We start from the raw sequence: 16,613 nt of genomic DNA on the forward strand, positions 1-16,613 counted from the left end.
GAGTCGGCTCAGGGCAGCTCCGGGCAGCGGCGGGGTGGCAGCGATCCGGGATTCAGCGAGGGGCCGGTCCGTCCCGGAGCGGGCCCTGAACGGCGCGACCGGGGCGGGCGCGCAGAAGGAGGGCGGTCGCGAGGGCCAGGAGGGCGCCGAGGGCGGCGGCGGAGGCGGTGACGGTGAAGCCGGACTGGGGGCCGGCCGACTCGACGGCGAGGCCGCTGAGGGCGGAGCCGGCGGTGACGCCCAGGGCGAGGCCCGTGGGCGGCCAGGCGAGCGCCTCCGTCAGGCGGCGGCGCGGCGAGATGGTCTCGACGAGGCTCGAACCGGTGATCAGGAGGGGCGACGTCGCGAGGCCCGCGATGAAGGCGAGGACGGCGAGCACGGGCAGTGAACCGGCCAGCAGGAGGACGGGCACCACGACCCCGAAGACGAGGCCCGCGACGACGAAGCGCGAGCGCGGGGTGCCGGGCAGGCGGGCGGCGCCGACGACGACGCCGGTGAGCACGCTGCCGATGCTGTAGGCCGACAGGAGCAGCCCCGACGCGGCCTCGGCGCCCGTCGCCTCGGCCGTCGCGATCGCGGCGACGTTGAACGAGCCGAACACCCCGCCGATGGCGGCGAAGACCGCGACGATGCCGACGAGTCCGAGCGGGAGGCGCACCCGCGCCGGCGAGCGGTCGGTGACCGCGGGCGCGAGCGGCGGCTGTGTGCCGACCTGCAGGAGCAGTGCGACGCTTCCGACGACCCCGATGCCCAGGCCCACGACGACGCCCGCGGCCGGATGCACCAGCGTGGCCAGCAGGGTCACGACCGGAGGGGCGACGACGAAGGCGGCCTCGTCCGCGACCGACTCGACCGAGTAGGCGGTGTGCCGCAGGGCGGGGTCGGAGGTGGCGGCGCTCCAGCGCGACCGGACGGCGGACCCGATGTCGATCACCGAGACCCCGGCGACGACGGCGAGCGCGAACCAGCTCCAGACCGGCGCACCGAGCAGCACGGCGGCGACGAGGCCGAGGGAGGCGGCGACCAGCAGCGGGAGCGACAGGGCGAGCGCGCGGCGCTGGCCCCAGCGGTCCATGACCCGCGACCAGAGCGGGCCGGCCGCCGCGAGCGAGAGGGTCAGCGTCCCCGAGACGGCGCCGCCCAGCGCGTAGCTGCCCGAGACGCTCGACACCATGACCAGGACGCCGATCGCGAGGCTGCCCTTGGGGAACCGGCCGATCCAGCCGGAGGAGGAGAAGGCGAGCGAGCCGGGGATCGCGAAGGCCTGCGCATAGCGGCCGGTCGCCCGCCGCAGAGCCGAGCGCGGGGGAGCCTGGGGGTCTGACATCGTCGGGTCCGATTCCTGGCCGGCCGAAAGCGGAGGACCCTCCACTGGCTGCTCGGACGACCGGACGAGTCTACCGATCGCTCCGGAGACGGCCGTGGCGAGCAGAATGGGGCGATGGACTCCCTCGCGACCCTCCTGAACGAGCTGCCCGGTGCCGAGGCGAGCCGTCCCTTCGGCCCCGAGACCCTGGTGTGGAAGGTCGGCGGCAAGGTGTTCGCGCTCGAGTCGGAGCGGTTCGGCCGCCCGGTCGTGAGCGTGAAGGCCCTGCCCGAGAACGTCGTGCACCTGGTCGCGGGAGTCGACGGGATCGAGCCCGGGTACCACCTGAACAAGCGGCACTGGGTGACCGTCGACTCCGGTGGGCGGGTCGACGAGGGGCTGCTGCTCGAGCTGGTGACCGAGTCGCACGCGATCATCGTCTCGAAGCTGTCCAAGCGCCTCCGCCTGACCCTCGACGGCACGGCGAGCGGCTCGCTGAACGACGACCGCTGAGGCGTGTTGCGGCGTGTGACGGGCACGAGTGCGTCGTCGGAGGCGCCCGCCTAGCGTGGCTCGGACGAACACCCCCGACGAGAGGTCCCGCGATGTCCACCCGCACCCGCCTGCAGATCACGGTCGAGACCGCCTGCGAGCGCGGCGGCATGTGCGTGCACGACCGCGCCGGCCACGGACTCGGCGCGCTGCAGCTGCGGCTGGCGCGCGCGACCCCGACCGGCTGGGTGGATGCGCTGGTCGCCTCCGTCGATGAGGGCGGCTGGATCGGCCTCGTGACCTGGGAGTCGGGCGCGACGGTGCGTGTCTGGCACCACGCGGAGTCGGCGCTCGCCGTGGGCGCGCCGGTCTCGCTGCACGAGCGCTACGGCGTGCTCGCGGCAGGAGACCGGGTGATCAGCGTCGCGCGCTGACGCCGAACTCGATCACGCCGTGGCCATCGAGGCGAGCATCGCCTCGCACGCCTTCATGCAGTCCTCGCAGGCCATCGCGCTGAGGCGGCAGGTCTCGCTCATCTCGGCGTGACCCGCGCACTCCTCCATGCAGGCGCGGCACATCGCGATGCAGGCCTCGAGCATCGGGCGCATCGTCATCGGGTCCATGCCCATCGGGCGCATCAGCATGCGCATCATGGTCGTGCACATGTCGGCGCAGCTCGCGCACATCGAGGCGCAGCGGCCCATGCCCTCCCTGCCGGACATCGCGTCGGAGCACATCGTGCAGGCCTGCATGCAGGCGGAGCACGCGTCGATGCAGGCCTGCATCGCCGTCATGTCCATCGTGGCGCCGCCGGTCATCGGCATCGCCTTCATCATGTCGTCCATCGTGCCGATGTCGCTTCTCCGTCGGGCTCGAGGTGGAGCGGACGTCGCGTGGGCATCCGCGGGTGGATGCGTCCGATGGTAGGCCGGTGCCCGCCCGAGGTCACGCGCGCGACGGCGGAACCGTCGAGACGGCCTGCCGGAGCGGGCCGTCTCGACGCTCAGATACCGAAGGAGCGGAGGTACGCGGCGGTGTCGTGCCAGCCCTCGACCGCGAAGCACTCGACGCCCATGGCCTTCACCGGGTAGTCGTTGCCGTCGGGGTCGAGGCGGTCGCCGACGAAGATCATCTCGTCGAGCGGGATGCCGGTCAGCTCGGTGAGCTTGTTCATCCCGTAGGCCTTGTCGATGCCCTTACGGGTGATGTCGACCGAGGTGGAGCCGCCGGAGCGCACCTCGAGGTCGGGCAGCACGGCCTGGACGGCCTCGCGGAGGGTGTTCTTCTTCTCGCCCGTCGGGTCCCACTGCTGCTTGATCGCGACCGGCGCGGCCTGGCCGAGCGCCGAGAAGGTGATCTGCGAGTCGCGGTCCTCGAGGATCGGGCCCCAGGTCTCGGACTCCCAGTAGCCGAGCTCCTTCGCCTTCTCCTCGACGGCGGCGAGCGCGCGCTGCTTCTCGTCGTCGGTGAGGTTCTCGGCGTAGATCTGCTTCCAGTCGCCGTCGTCGAAGCGGTAGTACTGCGTGCCGCAGGTGGGCATCAGGTGCAGCTGGGCGAGCACCGCGGGGTCGGCGCCCTCGAGGCGGTCGAGGACCTGCATCCGGAACTGCGCGATCTGCCCGCCGGAGATGATGCAGACCTCGGTGGCCTTGAGCAGCCGCACGAAGAGGTCGGCCATCTCGGGGTCGATCGGGGACTTCGAGGCGGCGAGGGTGTCGTCGAGGTCGAAGGCCATCAGGCGGGGCAGGGTGCTCATGGATCTCGTTTCACGGTCTGCGGACGGTACGGCGGTATCGAGGATACGGGGCGGCGTCGCCAGGACGCGCGCGGCCGGGCGGCGGTGCGGTCGGAGCGCAGACTGGAGGCATGACCGCACCCACGCCTCCCACCGGCGGGCGCCGCTCCGTCCCGCGCACGATCGCCCGGGTCCTGCTGGGTCTCGTGCTCGTCATGGCGGGCGTCGGGCACCTGACCTTCGCTCGGCAGTCCTTCCAGGCGCAGGTGCCGCCGTGGCTCCCGTTCGATCCCGATCTGGTGGTCGTCGCGTCGGGGGTGGTCGAGATCGCGCTCGGGCTCTCACTCGTCGTGGTGCCGGTGCGGTGGCGCGTGATCGTCGGAGTCGTGGTCGCCGCTTTCTTCGTGGCGGTGTTCCCGGGCAACGTGTCGCAGCTCGTGACGCGCACCTCGGCCTTCGGCCTCGAGACGGATGCGGCGCGCGCGATCCGGCTCGTCTTCCAGCCGCTGCTCGTGGTCTGGGCGCTCTGGTCGACCGGCGCGCTCTCGGTCTGGCGGGCGCGCCGGACTCGCGGCTGAGCACGCTCCTCAGCCCGCCGTGGTCCTCCGCGCGAGGTAGGCGGCCTCGGTGCGCGTCGTCGCTCCGAGCTTGCGCAGGATGTGCGAGACGTGCACGCTCGCGGTCTTGATGCTGATGAAGAGCTCCTCGGCGATGGCGCGGTTGCCGAGACCCTGCTCGACCAGCGCGAGGACCTGGCGCTCGCGCTCGGTCAGCAGCTCGCCGCCGGGAGCGGGGTCTCCGTGCCCGAGGCGGCGCTCGAAGCGGTCGACGGCGTCGACGATCAGCCCGAGTCCGGCTCGCTCGGCGACGGCGCACGCCGCGCGCGCCTCCCGCTCCGCCTCCTCGCGCCGGCCCGCCGCGGCCAGCGCCTCGGCGAGGCGGAGCCGCGAGTAGGGGAGCAGGTGCACGAGCGCGGTGGGCGCCTCGTTCGCCGTGGCGGCCGCCGCCCAGAGGGCGGGATCATCGCCTGCTCCGGAGGCGCCGCCGAGCTCGGCCTCGATCACCGCGACGAACGCGGGTGCCGTCGGCCAGTCGGACGCCGTGGCGAGGATGGCGCGCAGGCGCGCCTCCGCCTCGACCGGTCGGCCCCCACGATCGACGAGCGGGACGCCCTCGCGCCGGGCCGCCGCGACGATGCGCGCCACGACGACGAGCAGGAGCAGATCGGCGGAGGGGAGCGGACGATGCTCTGGACCGATCGCGTCTCGGACCTCGGCCCACGCGCCTCCGACATCGCCGTTCTCGAGCGCGATCGCGCCGGCGACCTTCGCGAGACCGACGAGCGAGTGCCGCTCGGTGCGCAGCTGCCTGCTGAGGGGCTGCCGCCATCGCGCCAGCAGGGCGGCCGCCTCCCGCGGGTCGCCGCGCCAGAGCATCGTCCACAGCTTCCGGCGCTGCAGGTGCGCGGCGAAGCCCAGCGGAGCGTCGAGCTCGAGCGCCCGGTCGAGCAGCTCCTCGGCGCGGCGCCACTCCCCGACCGAGGCGAGGGCGTCGGCCGTGTTGGCCATCAGCATCGCGCCGAGAGTGCGCGCGACCCCGTGCCGACGGGCGTGCTCGGCGCCCTCCTCGGCCGCGGCCACGGCCTCGCGGAACCGGCCGAGGAGCGAGAGCGCGTCGGAGAGGTTGAGCCAGTAGCGCAGCCGCGCCGAGTCGTCGCCGCCCGCCAGCACCCCGGCGAGTTCGAGCCCCGCGAGCCCCTCGTCGACCCGGCCCAGCTCGACCAGCGCCATGCCGCGGATGTTCACGGCGACACTCCGCCGGCCCTGCGACCCGACCGACTCGGCCTCGGCGGCCGCCGCCTCGGCGACGGCGACGGCCTCGTCGAGGTCGGCCTCGAGCATCAGCCGAGCGGCGAGCTCGCCGAGGAGCCGCGCGCGCAGCACGCTCGGCTCCTCGCCCTCGAGGAGCGCGAGCGCCTCGCGCAGCAGTACGACGGAGCCGACCTGCCCGAGGTTGGCGAGGTAGGACGCCTTGTCGCGCAGGAGCGTCGCCCGGCGCGGCGCGTCGAGACCCTCGGTGGCGAGCGCCTCGTCGACGAGCGCGATCGCCCGCTCGCTCTCGCCCGCGTCGCGGAAGTGGTGGGCGGTCGAGCCCAGGAGGTCGGCCCGGTCGCGACCGCGGACCTCGGCGGGCACCTGCTCCCACAGCTCGAGGGCCCGCTCGCCCATGCGCGCGGCGAGGGCGTGGGCGAAGGACGCGCGGGCGTGGGCCATGGCGGTCAGAGACGCGGTGAACGCCCGCTCGGAGTCGTGGGCGGCCATCCAGTGGTACGAGATCTCGGAGGCGGCGGACGGCCCCCGCGACTCGAGCGCCTCGGCGTAGCAGGTGTGCGCGCGGACCCGCTCGCCCGGCAGGAGCTCGTCGTGGATCGCGTCCCGGACGAGGGCGTGCCGGAAGGTGTAGCTGCTGCCCTCGACGACGAGCACCCCGCCGGCGATGGCCTCGCGCGCGGCGGTCTCGACGCTCTCGGCGTCGCCGTGCACCACGGTGATCAGGTCGTGCTCGACGCACGTTCCGCCGGCCGACAGCGTGCGGAGGATCCTCTGCGTCGGCTCGCTGAGCCGGTCGTAGCGGGCGAGGAGGACGTCGTGCAGCGACTCCGGATAGCACTCGGGAACCGACGCGGCCTCGGCACGCGCGAACTCCTCGACGAAGAACGGCACCCCCTCCGTGCGCTCGACCACGAGGGCGAGGTCGCGCGCGGCGACAGCTGCGCCACGGACCGAGGCGACCATCGCCTCGACCCCGCGGCGATCGAGGCGCGCGAGCTCGCGCCGCTGCACCCGGTCGCTCCGCTCGAGCTCGGGGAGCCAGGCGCGCAGCGGATCGCCCCGGCGCAGCTGATCGCTCCGGAAGGTGAGCACCACGAGGATCCGCCCGGCGGTCGCGACGCGCACCAGGAAGCGGAGGACGCCGATCGTCGCCGGGTCGACCCAGTGCAGGTCCTCGACGACCAGCACGATCGGCCGGAGTCTCGACGCGGCCTCGAGCGCGACCGTGACCGCCTCGAGCACGGGAGGAGCGGCGGCGGCGGGCTCACCGCTCGCCGGCAGCTCGGGAAGGAGGATGCGCAGCCCCTCGGCCGACGGACCCGCCAGCGCGGCGAGCTCGTCGGAGCCGAGGACGCGCGCCAGCTCGCGCAGCGGCGCCGTGATCGGGGCGTACGGAGGCGCGTCGCGATCGAGATCGACGCACTGGCCGCGCAGCAGGAGCGCGTCGGGCGGCAGCCGCTGCACGAACTCGGCGACGAGCCGGCTCTTGCCGATCCCGGCCTCGCCGCCGACCACGACCGTGCGGGTGCCGTCGACGAGCACCCGCTCGTAGGCATGCTGCAGCGCCGCCAGGTCGTCGTCGCGCCCCACGAGGGCGGTCGGCGCGAGCAGGAGGGGCATGGGCATCATGGTGCCACCGACCTCCGTCACCGGGAGTCGTGCGGCGGGGGTGGTGTCGGTTTCCCGCGGGTCGGCGACCGGATCGGCCCGCGGCGCTTCAGGCGCGCGCGTGGGCGGGGCGGCGGAGGGAGCGGAGCCGTGCCAGGAACCTGGGCGCGGTGCGCCGCGGCTCGCGCTCGCGGCGCAGGCGCTCGACCTCGGCGGCACGGTCGAGGCGGCGCTCCCTGTCCTCCAGGAGGGCGGGGAAGGAGTACTCGCTGAGCATCATGTCGGTCCTCTCGTCGATGCGATGAGGAGAGGCTCGCGCGGCAGCAGGGTCGGGGGCATCGGGTGGTCGCCCTATCTCCGGAGCGGCGGCGGCGGCCGGGCATGAGTCTTCCGGCGCCTCCTGCCGGCTCGCCGGTCCGCGGGCGGCGCTGCGGGCCGATCAGGGCCGTGGATCCGCGGAACCACGCGGATCGCGCGCGATAGGGCGATCGCCCGATGCGGCTCAGGGGGTCTTACGCGGATCGTCGTACTCGGCGCAGACAGCGCCCGGGTCCCAAGGAGTTCGCCATGGTCTTCCTCATCGTCGTCGCCGCCCTGATCGTCTGGGCGGTCGCCGCGGCCGTCGTCGTCGTCGTGCGCGACGGCTACGGTCCCCTCCCCACGCGGACCGGCACGGAGCGGGCCGCGCGCCGCTCGTGACGCGCCTCCGGCTCGTGAAACCACGTTCGGCTCGCGGAATCCCGAGGATCCTGCGAGCCGAACGTGTTCTGACGAGCCGAAGGTGCTCCGGCGGTGCCTCCGCTACGCGGTGTGGCGGCGGCGCACGATCAGCAGCGCGGCACCCGACAGGAGCAGCAGCAGCGCCCCGCCGAGGAACGCGCCGGACTCGACTCCGGTGTTCGCGAGCGGGCCCGAGTGCGAGCCTCCGGCGACGGGGACGGCGGTGGCCGTCGGCTGGCCCGTCGGCGTGACGGGCGTCACCGGCGTGACGGGCGTCACCGGCTCGGCCGGCACCTCCGCCGCGACCGACGTCAGCGACCAGTTGGCTTCGAAGAAGTCGGCCTGGTCGATGACGCCGCGCTCGCTCGCCCAGTCGATGAGCAGCTGGCGGATCTCCTGCCGCTCGTCGTAGACGATCGGCGCCTGGGCCACGGCCGGGTAGGCGCCTCCGCCGCTCTGGCGGTAGTTGTTGACCGCCATCACGAAGACGTCGTCATCGGCGACCGGCGTGCCGTCGGTGTGCGCGAGGTCGCGGATCCGCGAGCCGGCCGGCTGCGAGATGTCGATCAGGTAGTCCACGCCCGAGAGCGCGTCGTAGTTGTAGTCGGGGATCCCGGTCGGGCGGTCGGGCGTGACCGCGTTCGTCCCCGTCGCCGGGTCGAACGGTGCGCCCGGAGCGACCTGGGTGAAGTAGCGCGCCGAGAACTCGAGGTACTCGCGCACCTCGGCACCGGTCATCTCGACTCCACGCAGGGTGTTCTCGTAGATGTAGAGACCGGCGATGTCGCGGATGGTGACCTGCCCCTTCGGGAACACCGCGGTGCGCGAGAACGGCGACGCCTGCGAGATGACCGGGACATCGGCCCACTCCGTGCCCTCGAGCGCGGTGTCGACGGTCTCGGCCTGGACGGAGTTGATGAAGTCGATGATCGGGGTGTCCTCGTAGCGCGAGGTCTCGGCCGAGAGCTCCTCCACCGACTCCGCGACGGGGGTGTTGACGTAGTCGATCGTCGTGGCGTGCTGCTCGGCGAGCGCGTCGAGCACGGCGGTCGACTCCTCGGGGATGTCGCGCGCGTACACAGGCTTCGCGACCGGAGCCGCACCCTCCGACCAGTCGACCTGCAGGTCACCGGTCGCATCCGGCACCAGGTTCAGGGTCACCTCGGTGAGCCCCTGCGCCCAGTAGTAGGGCTGCGTCACGAGCACCTGCTCGCCGGCGACGTTCGTGTAGAGCGTCTGCGGCACGTCCTGGTGGCTGTGGCCCGCGACGACCACGTCGATGCCGGGCACCTGCGTCGCGATGTTGTTGACCACGTCCTCGTTGAGATCCGCCGGGTCGTAGTCGGCGTCGGCGACCGTGCCCTGACCGGTGTGCGCGAGCACGACGACCACATCGGCCTGCTCCTCGACGATCGGGACCCACTTCTTCGCGGTCTCGACCATGTCGTCGAAGCGGAGCACGCCGTCGACGTACTGCTTGTCCCAGACGCGGACACCGGGGGTGACGAGTCCGAGGACGCCGACCGTGACGGTCTCGCCGTCGATCTCGCGCTCGATCAGGGTGTAGGGGTCGTGGAACGGCTCGCCGGTCGCCTCGTCGACGACGTTCGCGCCGAGCAGCGGGGCGTCCAGGTCGCCCTCGTAGGCGCTGAGCATGTCGAGCCCGTAGTTGTACTCGTGGTTGCCGACGACCTGGGCGTCGTAGCCGATGGTGTTGAAGGCGGTGGCCATCGGATGCGTCGTCTCGTCGGCGAGGACGCCCGCGGCTCCGTCGCCGAGACCGTAGTAGTAGGTGAGCGGCGTGCCCTGGATGGCGTCGCCGTTGTCGAACACGAGGACGGAGTCGTCGCCCTTCTCGGCGCGGAGGCGGTCGACCTCGGTCGCGACGCGCGTGAGTCCGAGGGTGTCCTCGCCCTCGTACGGGGCGTTCGCGAAGTAGTCCCAGTTGTAGACGTGACCGTGGACGTCGGTCGTCGACACCAGAGTCAGCTCGACGCCGTCGTCGAGGGTGGCCGCGGTCGCGCCGGGGGCGACGGTGGCGGCCCCCACAGCGAGAACGGCGAGGAGGCTTGCGGCGCGGAGTGAGCGCATCATTTTCCTGTTCGCGTGATGGGTGGAGTGTGAACGCTCTCGAACCTAGGCGCTCCGTGTGAACGAGTCGTTTCGGGTTCGAGAGCATTGCTCGACGATGGATCCGCCCCCGCCCTCCCGGAGGCTCTCCGCTAGAATCGATCGGCTGGCCGCGCGGATGCGGCATCCGATGCCCGGCCGGCCCGCCGAGGCTCGGCGAACCCCGACTCCGCCCACAGCGAAGGACACGCCATGCCAGCAATCGTCATCATCGGCGCCCAGTGGGGCGACGAGGGCAAGGGACGCGCGACCGATCTCCTCGGCAGCCGCGTCGACTACGTCGTGAAGTTCAACGGCGGCAACAACGCCGGGCACACGGTCGTGGTGGGCGACGAGAAGTACGCCCTGCACCTGCTGCCCTCCGGCATCCTGACCCCCGGAGTCGTGCCCGTCATCGCGAACGGCGTGGTCGTCGACATCGAGGTGCTCTTCCACGAGCTCGAGGCGCTCAGCGCCCGTGGGGTCGACGTCTCGAAGCTGCTCGTCAGCGCGAACGCCCACGTCATCACGAGCTACCACCGCACGCTCGACAAGGTGACGGAGCGCTTCCTCGGCAAGCGCCAGATCGGCACCACCGGCCGCGGCATCGGACCGGCCTACGCCGACAAGATCAACCGCGTCGGGATCCGCATCCAGGATCTCTTCGACGAGAACATCCTCCGCCAGAAGGTCGAGGGCGCCCTCGACCAGAAGAACCACCTGCTGGTGAAGGTCTACAACCGTCGCGCGATCCTGGTCGAGCAGGTGCTCGAGGATCTGCTGCAGTACACCGAGCGCCTCCGCCCGATGGTCGCCGACACCTCCCTCGTGCTCGCGCAGGCGCTCGACGCCGGCAAGACGGTGCTCTTCGAGGCCGGCCAGGCCACGATGCTCGACGTCGACCACGGCACCTACCCGTTCGTCACCTCCTCGAACGCGACGAGCGGAGGCGCGGCCACCGGCTCCGGAGTCGCCCCCAACCGGATCGAGCGCGTCATCGCCGTGATCAAGGCGTACACGACCCGCGTCGGCGCCGGCCCGTTCCCGACCGAGCTCTTCGACGAGTGGGGCGAGTACCTCCGCAGGCAGGGCTTCGAGTTCGGCACCACCACCGGGCGTCCGCGCCGCTGCGGCTGGTACGACGCCCCGATCGCCCGCTACTCGGCGCGCATCAACGGCGTCACCGACTTCGTGCTCACCAAGCTCGACGTGCTCTCGGGCCTCGAGACGATCCCCGTGTGCGTCGCCTACGACGTCGACGGAGTCCGCCACGACGAGGTGCCCGTGTCGCAGAGCGACTTCCACCACGCGAAGCCGATCTACGAGGAGTTCCCCGGCTGGCAGGAGGACATCTCGGGCTGCCGCGAGTTCTCGGACCTGCCGCAGACCGCCCAGGACTACGTCCGCGCCCTCGAGGCGATGAGCGGCGCCCGCTTCTCGGCGATCGGCGTCGGCCCGGAGCGCGAGCAGGTCGTCGTGCTGCACGACCTGCTCTGACGTCAGAGCCGGTGCAGGCCGCGCTCGATCGCGGTGCGGATCGCCGCCTCCACCTCGGGCCACGCGGTCAGAACCTGCGTCGCTGAGAACCGGAGGGTGACGCAGCCGTTCTTGGCGGCGAACAGGTCCCGGCGACGGTCGTTCTCGAAGTCGTGCGTGGAGCGGCCGTCGAGCTCGATGATCAGGCTCGAGCCGATCAGGAGGTCGACTCGGCCGACCCCGGCGATCCAGACCTGGGCCCGGGCATCGATGCCGCTGAGGTGCAGGCGCCAGCGCGCGAGTGTCTCGAGCCCGCTGCCTGCGTCATCGCGGCGAAGTCGATCACGGCATGCAGTCTCGCTGGACAGGCGGAACGGATCAGATCCACGTCGTCGCGGTCGAGGAGCCGCTTCTCCAGCGCGGACTCGAGTGCGACGAGCATGTCCTCCACGCCGACAGTGCGGCCGAGCTGCAGGAGGGCGTGCCCGATCGAGACCCGCAGCGGCTCGTCGTCCGGCCACGCCGGATCCCAGTGCAGGCGCACTCCTGCCCGGGCCGCGTGCCGCGGCGTGTTCGGCGGTACCCACACATGCAGCTCGCTCGAACGAAGGACCCAGAGCCCGTGAGCACGAGCGGCATCGGTCGCGGCCAGCTTGCCGCCGAGACGAAAAGCCGTCAGCACGGGGCGGGGCAGGCCAGGTGAGGCATACGATCCCCGTTTCCCCCGTACGATCTCGCCCGCTGCAACAGCCGCCGTCAGCTCTCGAGGGGATGCGCCTGCATCGACGAGCGCGCGTCGGGAGGCGATCCCGCCGCGACGGGCCAGCTCGGCACACAGATCCATCCGGCGACGATCGCGGAATGGACGATGCGGCGGTGCTGGAGAGTGCCGGAACGGGACGGCAGCGGCCTTCCTGCGTCCTGTGGAGGGAGCTTGTGCCAGGCGGACGGCCCCTCTCCGTTCATAACGTAGGACCGATACCTCCGTGGCGGCGAGTTCTCGCGGATCGCGGATCACTGCGGCGCACTGGTCCTACGTTATGAACGCGAGCGCAACCTGTGGCCGGATAATCGGCGCATGCAGATCTACGCCGACCTCCCCGCCGTGCGCGCGCGGCAGATCACGGCCGACGCGCTCGCGATCGCCGTCGCGGTGATCGCCGTGGCGGCCGGAATCGCGGTCGGCACGCTCATCGCCGGGCTCGCCGAGATCGGCCGCCGGCTCGAGAGCGCCGGGAGCGGCTTCGGCACCACGATGAGCGACGCCGGGTCGACGCTCGGCGGGATCCCGCTGCTCGGCGATGCCGTCAGGGCGCCGTTCGACGAGGCGAGCGGCGCCGGCGCCGTCCTCGCCGCAGCCGGACGCGACCAGCAGCAGCTCGCGACGACGCTCGCGATCGTCGCGGGGCTCGCCGTGGGAGGGCTGCCGCTCCTCCTGCTCGCCGTGCTCTGGCTGCGGCCGCGCCTGCGCTTCGCGCGGCGCACGGCCGAGCTGCGGGCGCTCGGTGCGACGTCGACCGGCTCCGAGCTGCTGGCGCTGCGCGCACTCACGGAGGCGTCGCCGCGCGACATCCTCGCCGCGCACCCGGACGCCGTCCCGTCCTGGCGCGCGGGCGACCCCGCCGCCACCTCCGCCCTGGCCGCCCTCGCCCTCCGCCGCGCCGGCCTCCGCGCCCGCTGACCGGGCCATCCGACCGCCCCCGCTGACCCGCCCCCGTCCCCCGGAGGGATGACCGACCGGAGCCCACGCGGATGACGGTGCGGGCCCACCGGGCGACGACCGCGACGGACCCGCCTCCGTAGCGTCGGAGGCATGCAGAACCAGACCTCCACCGTTGTGGCGCGCGTCGAGAACGTGCGCAAGCTCTACGGCTCCACGCCTCCCGTCGTCGCCCTCGACGGCGTCACCCTCTCGATCGAGCGCGGCGAGTTCACCGCCGTCATGGGGCCGAGCGGCTCGGGCAAGTCGACCCTCATGCACGTGCTCGCGGGGCTCGACTCCGCCTCCGAGGGCCGCGTGTTCCTCGGCGACGTCGAGATCACCGGGATGGGCGACGCCGAGCTCACCCTGCTCCGCCGCCGCAGCGTCGGCTTCGTCTTCCAGGCGTTCAACCTCGTCCCGACCCTCGACGTGCGCGGCAACATCCGCCTCCCGTTCGAGCTCGACGGACGCTCCGTCACGGCCGAGGAGGAGGAGTGGATCGGACGCCTCATCGTCTCGCTCGGGCTCCGCGACCGGCTCACCCACCGGCCCTACGAGCTGTCGGGCGGTCAGCAGCAGCGTGTCGCCATCGCCCGGGCGCTCGCCACGAGACCGCAGCTGATCTTCGCCGACGAGCCCACCGGCAACCTCGACTCCCGCACCGGCAGGGAGGTGCTGACCCTGCTGCGCGCCTCGACGCGCGAGTACGGCCAGTCGATCGCGATGGTGACCCACGACCCGATCGCGGCGGCCTACGCCGACCGGATCGTGTTCCTCCGCGACGGGGTCGTCGTCGACGACCGCCGGGGGATGAGCGCCGAGGAGGTCTCGCGCGCCATGCTCGAGATGGAGCGCGCGGCGTGAGCGGCGTCAGAACGGGTTCGCGGCAGGGCGGAGGCGCGGTCGTCACCGTCGCAGCGCTCTCGGCGGCGTTCGGCGGGATCCTCGTGCAGCTCATCACCGACCTCACCGCCGCCTTCGCGGCCGCCGGCCTCGAGGACATCGGCCCGATCGGCCTCCTGCTCGCCGTCGTGGGCGCCGTCTTCTTCGGCATCGCGGTGTTCGTCGGAGGCATCGTCACGGCCAACGCGGTCTCGACCGTCATCGCGGGCCGCACGCGGGAGATCGCGCTGCTGCGCCTGCTGGGCGCCTCAGGTCGCTCCCTCCGCGGCGAGATCGTGCGCGGCGGATTCCGCCAGGGCGCCCTCGGGGCCCTGATCGGCACGGTCGTCGCGGTCGTGCTGGTCGCCGGCGGCGCCGAGATCGCGTTCCAGACCGGCGCGCTCGATCGCTTCGACGTCCCTCTCGCCTCGCCGGGACTGATCCTCCCCGTGCTCGCCGTCATCGCCTCCACGGTCATCGCCTCCTGGTCGGGCTCCCGGCGCGTCCTCGAGGTCGCTCCGGCCCAGGCCGCGGGCTCCTCCGCCGAGCCGCGCTACGACGAGCTGCGCGGTCGACGCGGGCGCAACGCCGTCGCGATCGTGCTCGTCGTCGTCGGGTTCGTGCTCCTCGCGGGCGGAGTCGTGGTGGGCCTCGTCTCGCCCGCGGGTGTCCTGATCGGCCTGGTGGGCGGCATGGTCTCGTTCTCGGGAGTGATCCTCGGGGCGCCGGTGCTGCTGCCTCCGCTGACCTCGCTCGTGGGGAGGGCGTTCGGCCGAGGGCCGGTCGCGCGTCTCGCCTCGGCCAACGCGATCCGGAACCCGGCACGCAGTGCTCGCGCCGTCATCGGACTCGTGATCGGAGTGACGCTGGTCACGATGTTCGCCGTCGCCGCCGAGACCTTCGGCACGGTCGTGCGGGCCTCGGGCGAGACGAATCCGGAGGTGATCGCGGCGCTCGAGCAGTTCATCTCGGCCAGCACCGCGGTGATGAGCGTGCTGCTCGGCTTCTCGGTCGTGCTCGCGGCGGTCGGCATGGTGAACACGCTGTCGCTGAGCGTGCTGCAGCGCCGGCGAGAGCTGGGGCTGCTCCGGGCGCTCGGACTGACGGCCTCGCAGGTGCGCTCGATGGTGGTCCTCGAGGCGGCGCAGATGATCGTCGCGGCGACCCTCCTCGGTCTCGTCCTCGGCATCGCCTACGGATGGAGCGGCGCGATCGCGGTGTTCGGCTCGCTGAGCGGCGTCGGCCTGCTGGCGCCGGCCATCCCCGTGCCCGTGCTCGCCGCCGTGGTCGTCGTCGGCACGGTGATCACCGTCGTCTCGGCGGTCCTGCCCGCGCGCCGGGCGACCCGCGTGACTCCGGTCGCGGCCCTCGCCGTCGCCTGAGTCCCGGGCCTCCAGCGTCAGACCACCGAGAAGCCCTCGGCGAGCCGCTCGCGGCCGCTGAGGGCCATCAGGAGCTCCTCCGCCCGCCCGGAACGAGCGGCCAGAGCGCCGGTGAGCGCGCAGCACGCCTCCACCGCTGCGGCAGGCAGTGCGTGCGGGATCCCGGTCGCCCGTGACAGGTCGATCGTGTGCACGACCAGCTCGAGCACACGGGTGCGGAGGTACTCGCCGAGCCCGATGCCGTGGCCGCCGATCGAGACGAGGCGGTCGCGGCGCTGCTCGGCGACGAGGGTCGTCGCGCGGAGGATCGCCTCGGCGACCACCTGTCCCGGCGCGTCGCCGAGCCGCACTCCCGCCTCGACTCCGCGCCGCGCGACCTCTCCCGGGTCGGCGACGGTGCCGGCGAGCGCACGGTAGTAGGCGGGGGCGTCGTCGATCGTGCTGCGCCCGGGGTCGTCGGCGAGGAGGTAGGTCTCGACGGTGAGGATCGCGCGCGCCGTGTGACCGGCGAGCCCCCGCACGTCCCAGTCGCCGAGTCCGGGGCGCGTCCACTGGTCGTCCTCGATCTGCTCGAGCAGGCGGAGGAACGCGGTGGCGGAGCTCTCGAACATCGCGGCACTGTCCATGGACCACATGCTGGCACGCGGTCTGGACTCCTCCGCTCCCGCCGAGGGACCCCAGAATGGCCGGGTGAGCATCCACCGTCCCGTCCCCGCCGCGCTGACCGGGCGCGTCGTCGTCCTCGAGCCGCTGGCCGACGAGCACGTCGAGCCTCTCTTCCGCGCGATCGCGCGCCCCGAGGTCTTCGCCGGCGGGTACGGAGGCGGACCTGCCGGTCTGCCGGAGTCGCTCGAGGATTTCGGCGGGTTCGTCCGCCGCTACTACCCATGGGCGACCGGGAACCCCTACGCGGTGCTGCTCGGCGGCCGCGTGGTCGGAACCACCTCCCTCGCCGACTTCGACGAGAGGAAGGAGGCGGCGCACCTCGGCTGGACCGCCTACGCCCCGGAGGTCTGGTCGACCGCGGTCAACCCGGACGCGAAGCGGCTCCTGCTCGGGCTCGCGTTCGACAGCGGCTATTCCCGGGTGAAGCTGCAGGCCGACGCCGCCAACGCGCGGTCGCGCGCCGCGATCCTCCGTCTGGGGGCGGTGCTCGAGGGCGTCCTGCGCCACGACCAGCGCCGGGCCGACGGCTCATGGCGCGACACCGCGGTGCACTCGATCCTGGTGGAGGAGTGGCCCGCGGTGCGCGATGCGCTCGACCGGCGCATCGACGCGCTGCAGTAGAGCCTCGGAGGGCGCGCGATCAGGATCGGCGCGACCTAGCAAGGGCGGGGTGGCCGCGCAACGGGGATGCCCGTGTCGGACC

General features: G+C 72.8%; 18 protein-coding genes. 9 read left to right on the forward strand and 9 right to left on the reverse strand.

Annotated features, from left to right (window positions below; genetic code table 11):
* Nucleotides 1-52 precede the first annotated feature (52 nt).
* A complete protein-coding gene (locus tag ASG06_RS06900; RefSeq protein ID WP_056040141.1) occupies nt 53-1,327 on the reverse strand; it encodes an MFS transporter in 1,275 nt (424 codons plus the stop codon).
* A gap of 114 nt (nt 1,328-1,441) precedes the next feature.
* Between ASG06_RS06900 and ASG06_RS06905 the strand changes: the two genes are divergently transcribed.
* A complete protein-coding gene (locus tag ASG06_RS06905; protein ID WP_056040143.1) occupies nt 1,442-1,819 on the forward strand; it encodes an MmcQ/YjbR family DNA-binding protein in 378 nt (125 codons plus the stop codon).
* 92 nt (nt 1,820-1,911) lie between these two features.
* Entirely contained in the window at nt 1,912-2,232 is a 321-nt protein-coding gene (locus tag ASG06_RS06910; protein ID WP_056040145.1) for a hypothetical protein, read from the forward strand.
* A 12-nt stretch (nt 2,233-2,244) separates the two neighbouring features.
* Here ASG06_RS06910 and ASG06_RS06915 read toward each other — a convergent pair whose 3' ends face one another.
* Both ASG06_RS06915 and ASG06_RS06920 read right to left on the reverse strand, forming a co-directional pair.
* A complete protein-coding gene (locus ASG06_RS06915) occupies nt 2,245-2,634 on the reverse strand; it encodes a four-helix bundle copper-binding protein (RefSeq protein ID WP_231727632.1) in 390 nt (129 codons plus the stop codon).
* Nucleotides 2,635-2,801: 167 nt separating this feature from the next.
* On the reverse strand, nt 2,802-3,554 hold the full coding sequence (locus tag ASG06_RS06920; RefSeq protein ID WP_056040148.1) for an HAD-IIB family hydrolase: 753 nt from the start codon (nt 3,552-3,554) through the stop codon (nt 2,802-2,804).
* A 110-nt stretch (nt 3,555-3,664) separates the two neighbouring features.
* Here ASG06_RS06920 and ASG06_RS06925 point away from each other — a divergent pair, with 110 nt between their 5' ends.
* Entirely contained in the window at nt 3,665-4,111 is a 447-nt protein-coding gene (locus tag ASG06_RS06925; RefSeq protein WP_056040150.1) for a DoxX family protein, read from the forward strand.
* 9 nt (nt 4,112-4,120) lie between these two features.
* On the opposite strand, the gene ASG06_RS06930 is transcribed toward ASG06_RS06925, so the two are convergent.
* Together ASG06_RS06930 and ASG06_RS19900 are read right to left on the reverse strand one after the other, a co-directional pair.
* A complete protein-coding gene (locus ASG06_RS06930; protein WP_162239008.1) occupies nt 4,121-6,985 on the reverse strand; it encodes an ATP-binding protein in 2,865 nt (954 codons plus the stop codon).
* A gap of 97 nt (nt 6,986-7,082) precedes the next feature.
* On the reverse strand, nt 7,083-7,253 hold the full coding sequence (locus ASG06_RS19900) for a hypothetical protein (RefSeq protein ID WP_156465891.1): 171 nt from the start codon (nt 7,251-7,253) through the stop codon (nt 7,083-7,085).
* 287 nt (nt 7,254-7,540) lie between these two features.
* Between ASG06_RS19900 and ASG06_RS20595 the strand changes: the two genes are divergently transcribed.
* On the forward strand, nt 7,541-7,672 hold the full coding sequence (locus ASG06_RS20595) for a hypothetical protein (protein ID WP_268788310.1): 132 nt from the start codon (nt 7,541-7,543) through the stop codon (nt 7,670-7,672).
* A gap of 102 nt (nt 7,673-7,774) precedes the next feature.
* On the opposite strand, the gene ASG06_RS06935 is transcribed toward ASG06_RS20595, so the two are convergent.
* The gene (locus ASG06_RS06935) at nt 7,775-9,784 is read right to left on the reverse strand and encodes a bifunctional metallophosphatase/5'-nucleotidase (protein ID WP_082499046.1); all 2,010 of its coding nucleotides are present in this window, start codon (nt 9,782-9,784) and stop codon (nt 7,775-7,777) included.
* A 231-nt stretch (nt 9,785-10,015) separates the two neighbouring features.
* Here ASG06_RS06935 and ASG06_RS06940 point away from each other — a divergent pair, with 231 nt between their 5' ends.
* On the forward strand, nt 10,016-11,299 hold the full coding sequence (locus tag ASG06_RS06940; protein WP_056040155.1) for an adenylosuccinate synthase: 1,284 nt from the start codon (nt 10,016-10,018) through the stop codon (nt 11,297-11,299).
* A 2-nt stretch (nt 11,300-11,301) separates the two neighbouring features.
* On the opposite strand, the gene ASG06_RS20685 is transcribed toward ASG06_RS06940, so the two are convergent.
* Nucleotides 11,302-11,565, reverse strand: coding sequence for an endonuclease domain-containing protein (locus ASG06_RS20685; RefSeq protein ID WP_442965601.1), 264 nt, complete (start codon nt 11,563-11,565; stop codon nt 11,302-11,304).
* Nucleotides 11,496-12,122 (reverse strand): type IV toxin-antitoxin system AbiEi family antitoxin domain-containing protein, encoded by a 627-nt coding sequence (locus ASG06_RS20475; RefSeq protein ID WP_231727633.1) that lies wholly within the window; start codon nt 12,120-12,122, stop codon nt 11,496-11,498. The genes ASG06_RS20685 and ASG06_RS20475 overlap by 70 nt, the downstream gene beginning before the upstream one ends.
* Before the next feature lie 234 nt (nt 12,123-12,356).
* On the opposite strand from ASG06_RS20475, the gene ASG06_RS19910 reads away from it, so the two are divergent.
* The 3 genes from ASG06_RS19910 (at nt 12,357) to ASG06_RS06960 (ending at nt 15,244) form a co-directional block, all read left to right on the forward strand.
* Nucleotides 12,357-12,959, forward strand: a complete 603-nt coding sequence (locus ASG06_RS19910; RefSeq protein WP_056040159.1) for a hypothetical protein — start codon at nt 12,357-12,359, stop codon at nt 12,957-12,959.
* A 132-nt stretch (nt 12,960-13,091) separates the two neighbouring features.
* Nucleotides 13,092-13,844 (forward strand): ABC transporter ATP-binding protein, encoded by a 753-nt coding sequence (locus tag ASG06_RS06955; protein WP_056040161.1) that lies wholly within the window; start codon nt 13,092-13,094, stop codon nt 13,842-13,844.
* The gene (locus tag ASG06_RS06960; RefSeq protein WP_056040163.1) at nt 13,841-15,244 is read left to right on the forward strand and encodes an ABC transporter permease; all 1,404 of its coding nucleotides are present in this window, start codon (nt 13,841-13,843) and stop codon (nt 15,242-15,244) included. The genes ASG06_RS06955 and ASG06_RS06960 overlap by 4 nt, the downstream gene beginning before the upstream one ends.
* Before the next feature lie 17 nt (nt 15,245-15,261).
* Here the strand turns inward: ASG06_RS06960 and ASG06_RS06965 are convergent, their stop codons facing one another.
* Nucleotides 15,262-15,870 (reverse strand): maleylpyruvate isomerase family mycothiol-dependent enzyme, encoded by a 609-nt coding sequence (locus ASG06_RS06965; RefSeq protein WP_162239010.1) that lies wholly within the window; start codon nt 15,868-15,870, stop codon nt 15,262-15,264.
* Between the two features lie 64 nt (nt 15,871-15,934).
* Between ASG06_RS06965 and ASG06_RS06970 the strand changes: the two genes are divergently transcribed.
* Nucleotides 15,935-16,531, forward strand: a complete 597-nt coding sequence (locus ASG06_RS06970; protein WP_056040576.1) for a GNAT family N-acetyltransferase — start codon at nt 15,935-15,937, stop codon at nt 16,529-16,531.
* Nucleotides 16,532-16,613 lie beyond the last annotated feature (82 nt).

Source organism: Rathayibacter sp. Leaf185, from assembly GCF_001423885.1.
Classification (GTDB): domain Bacteria; phylum Actinomycetota; class Actinomycetes; order Actinomycetales; family Microbacteriaceae; genus Rathayibacter.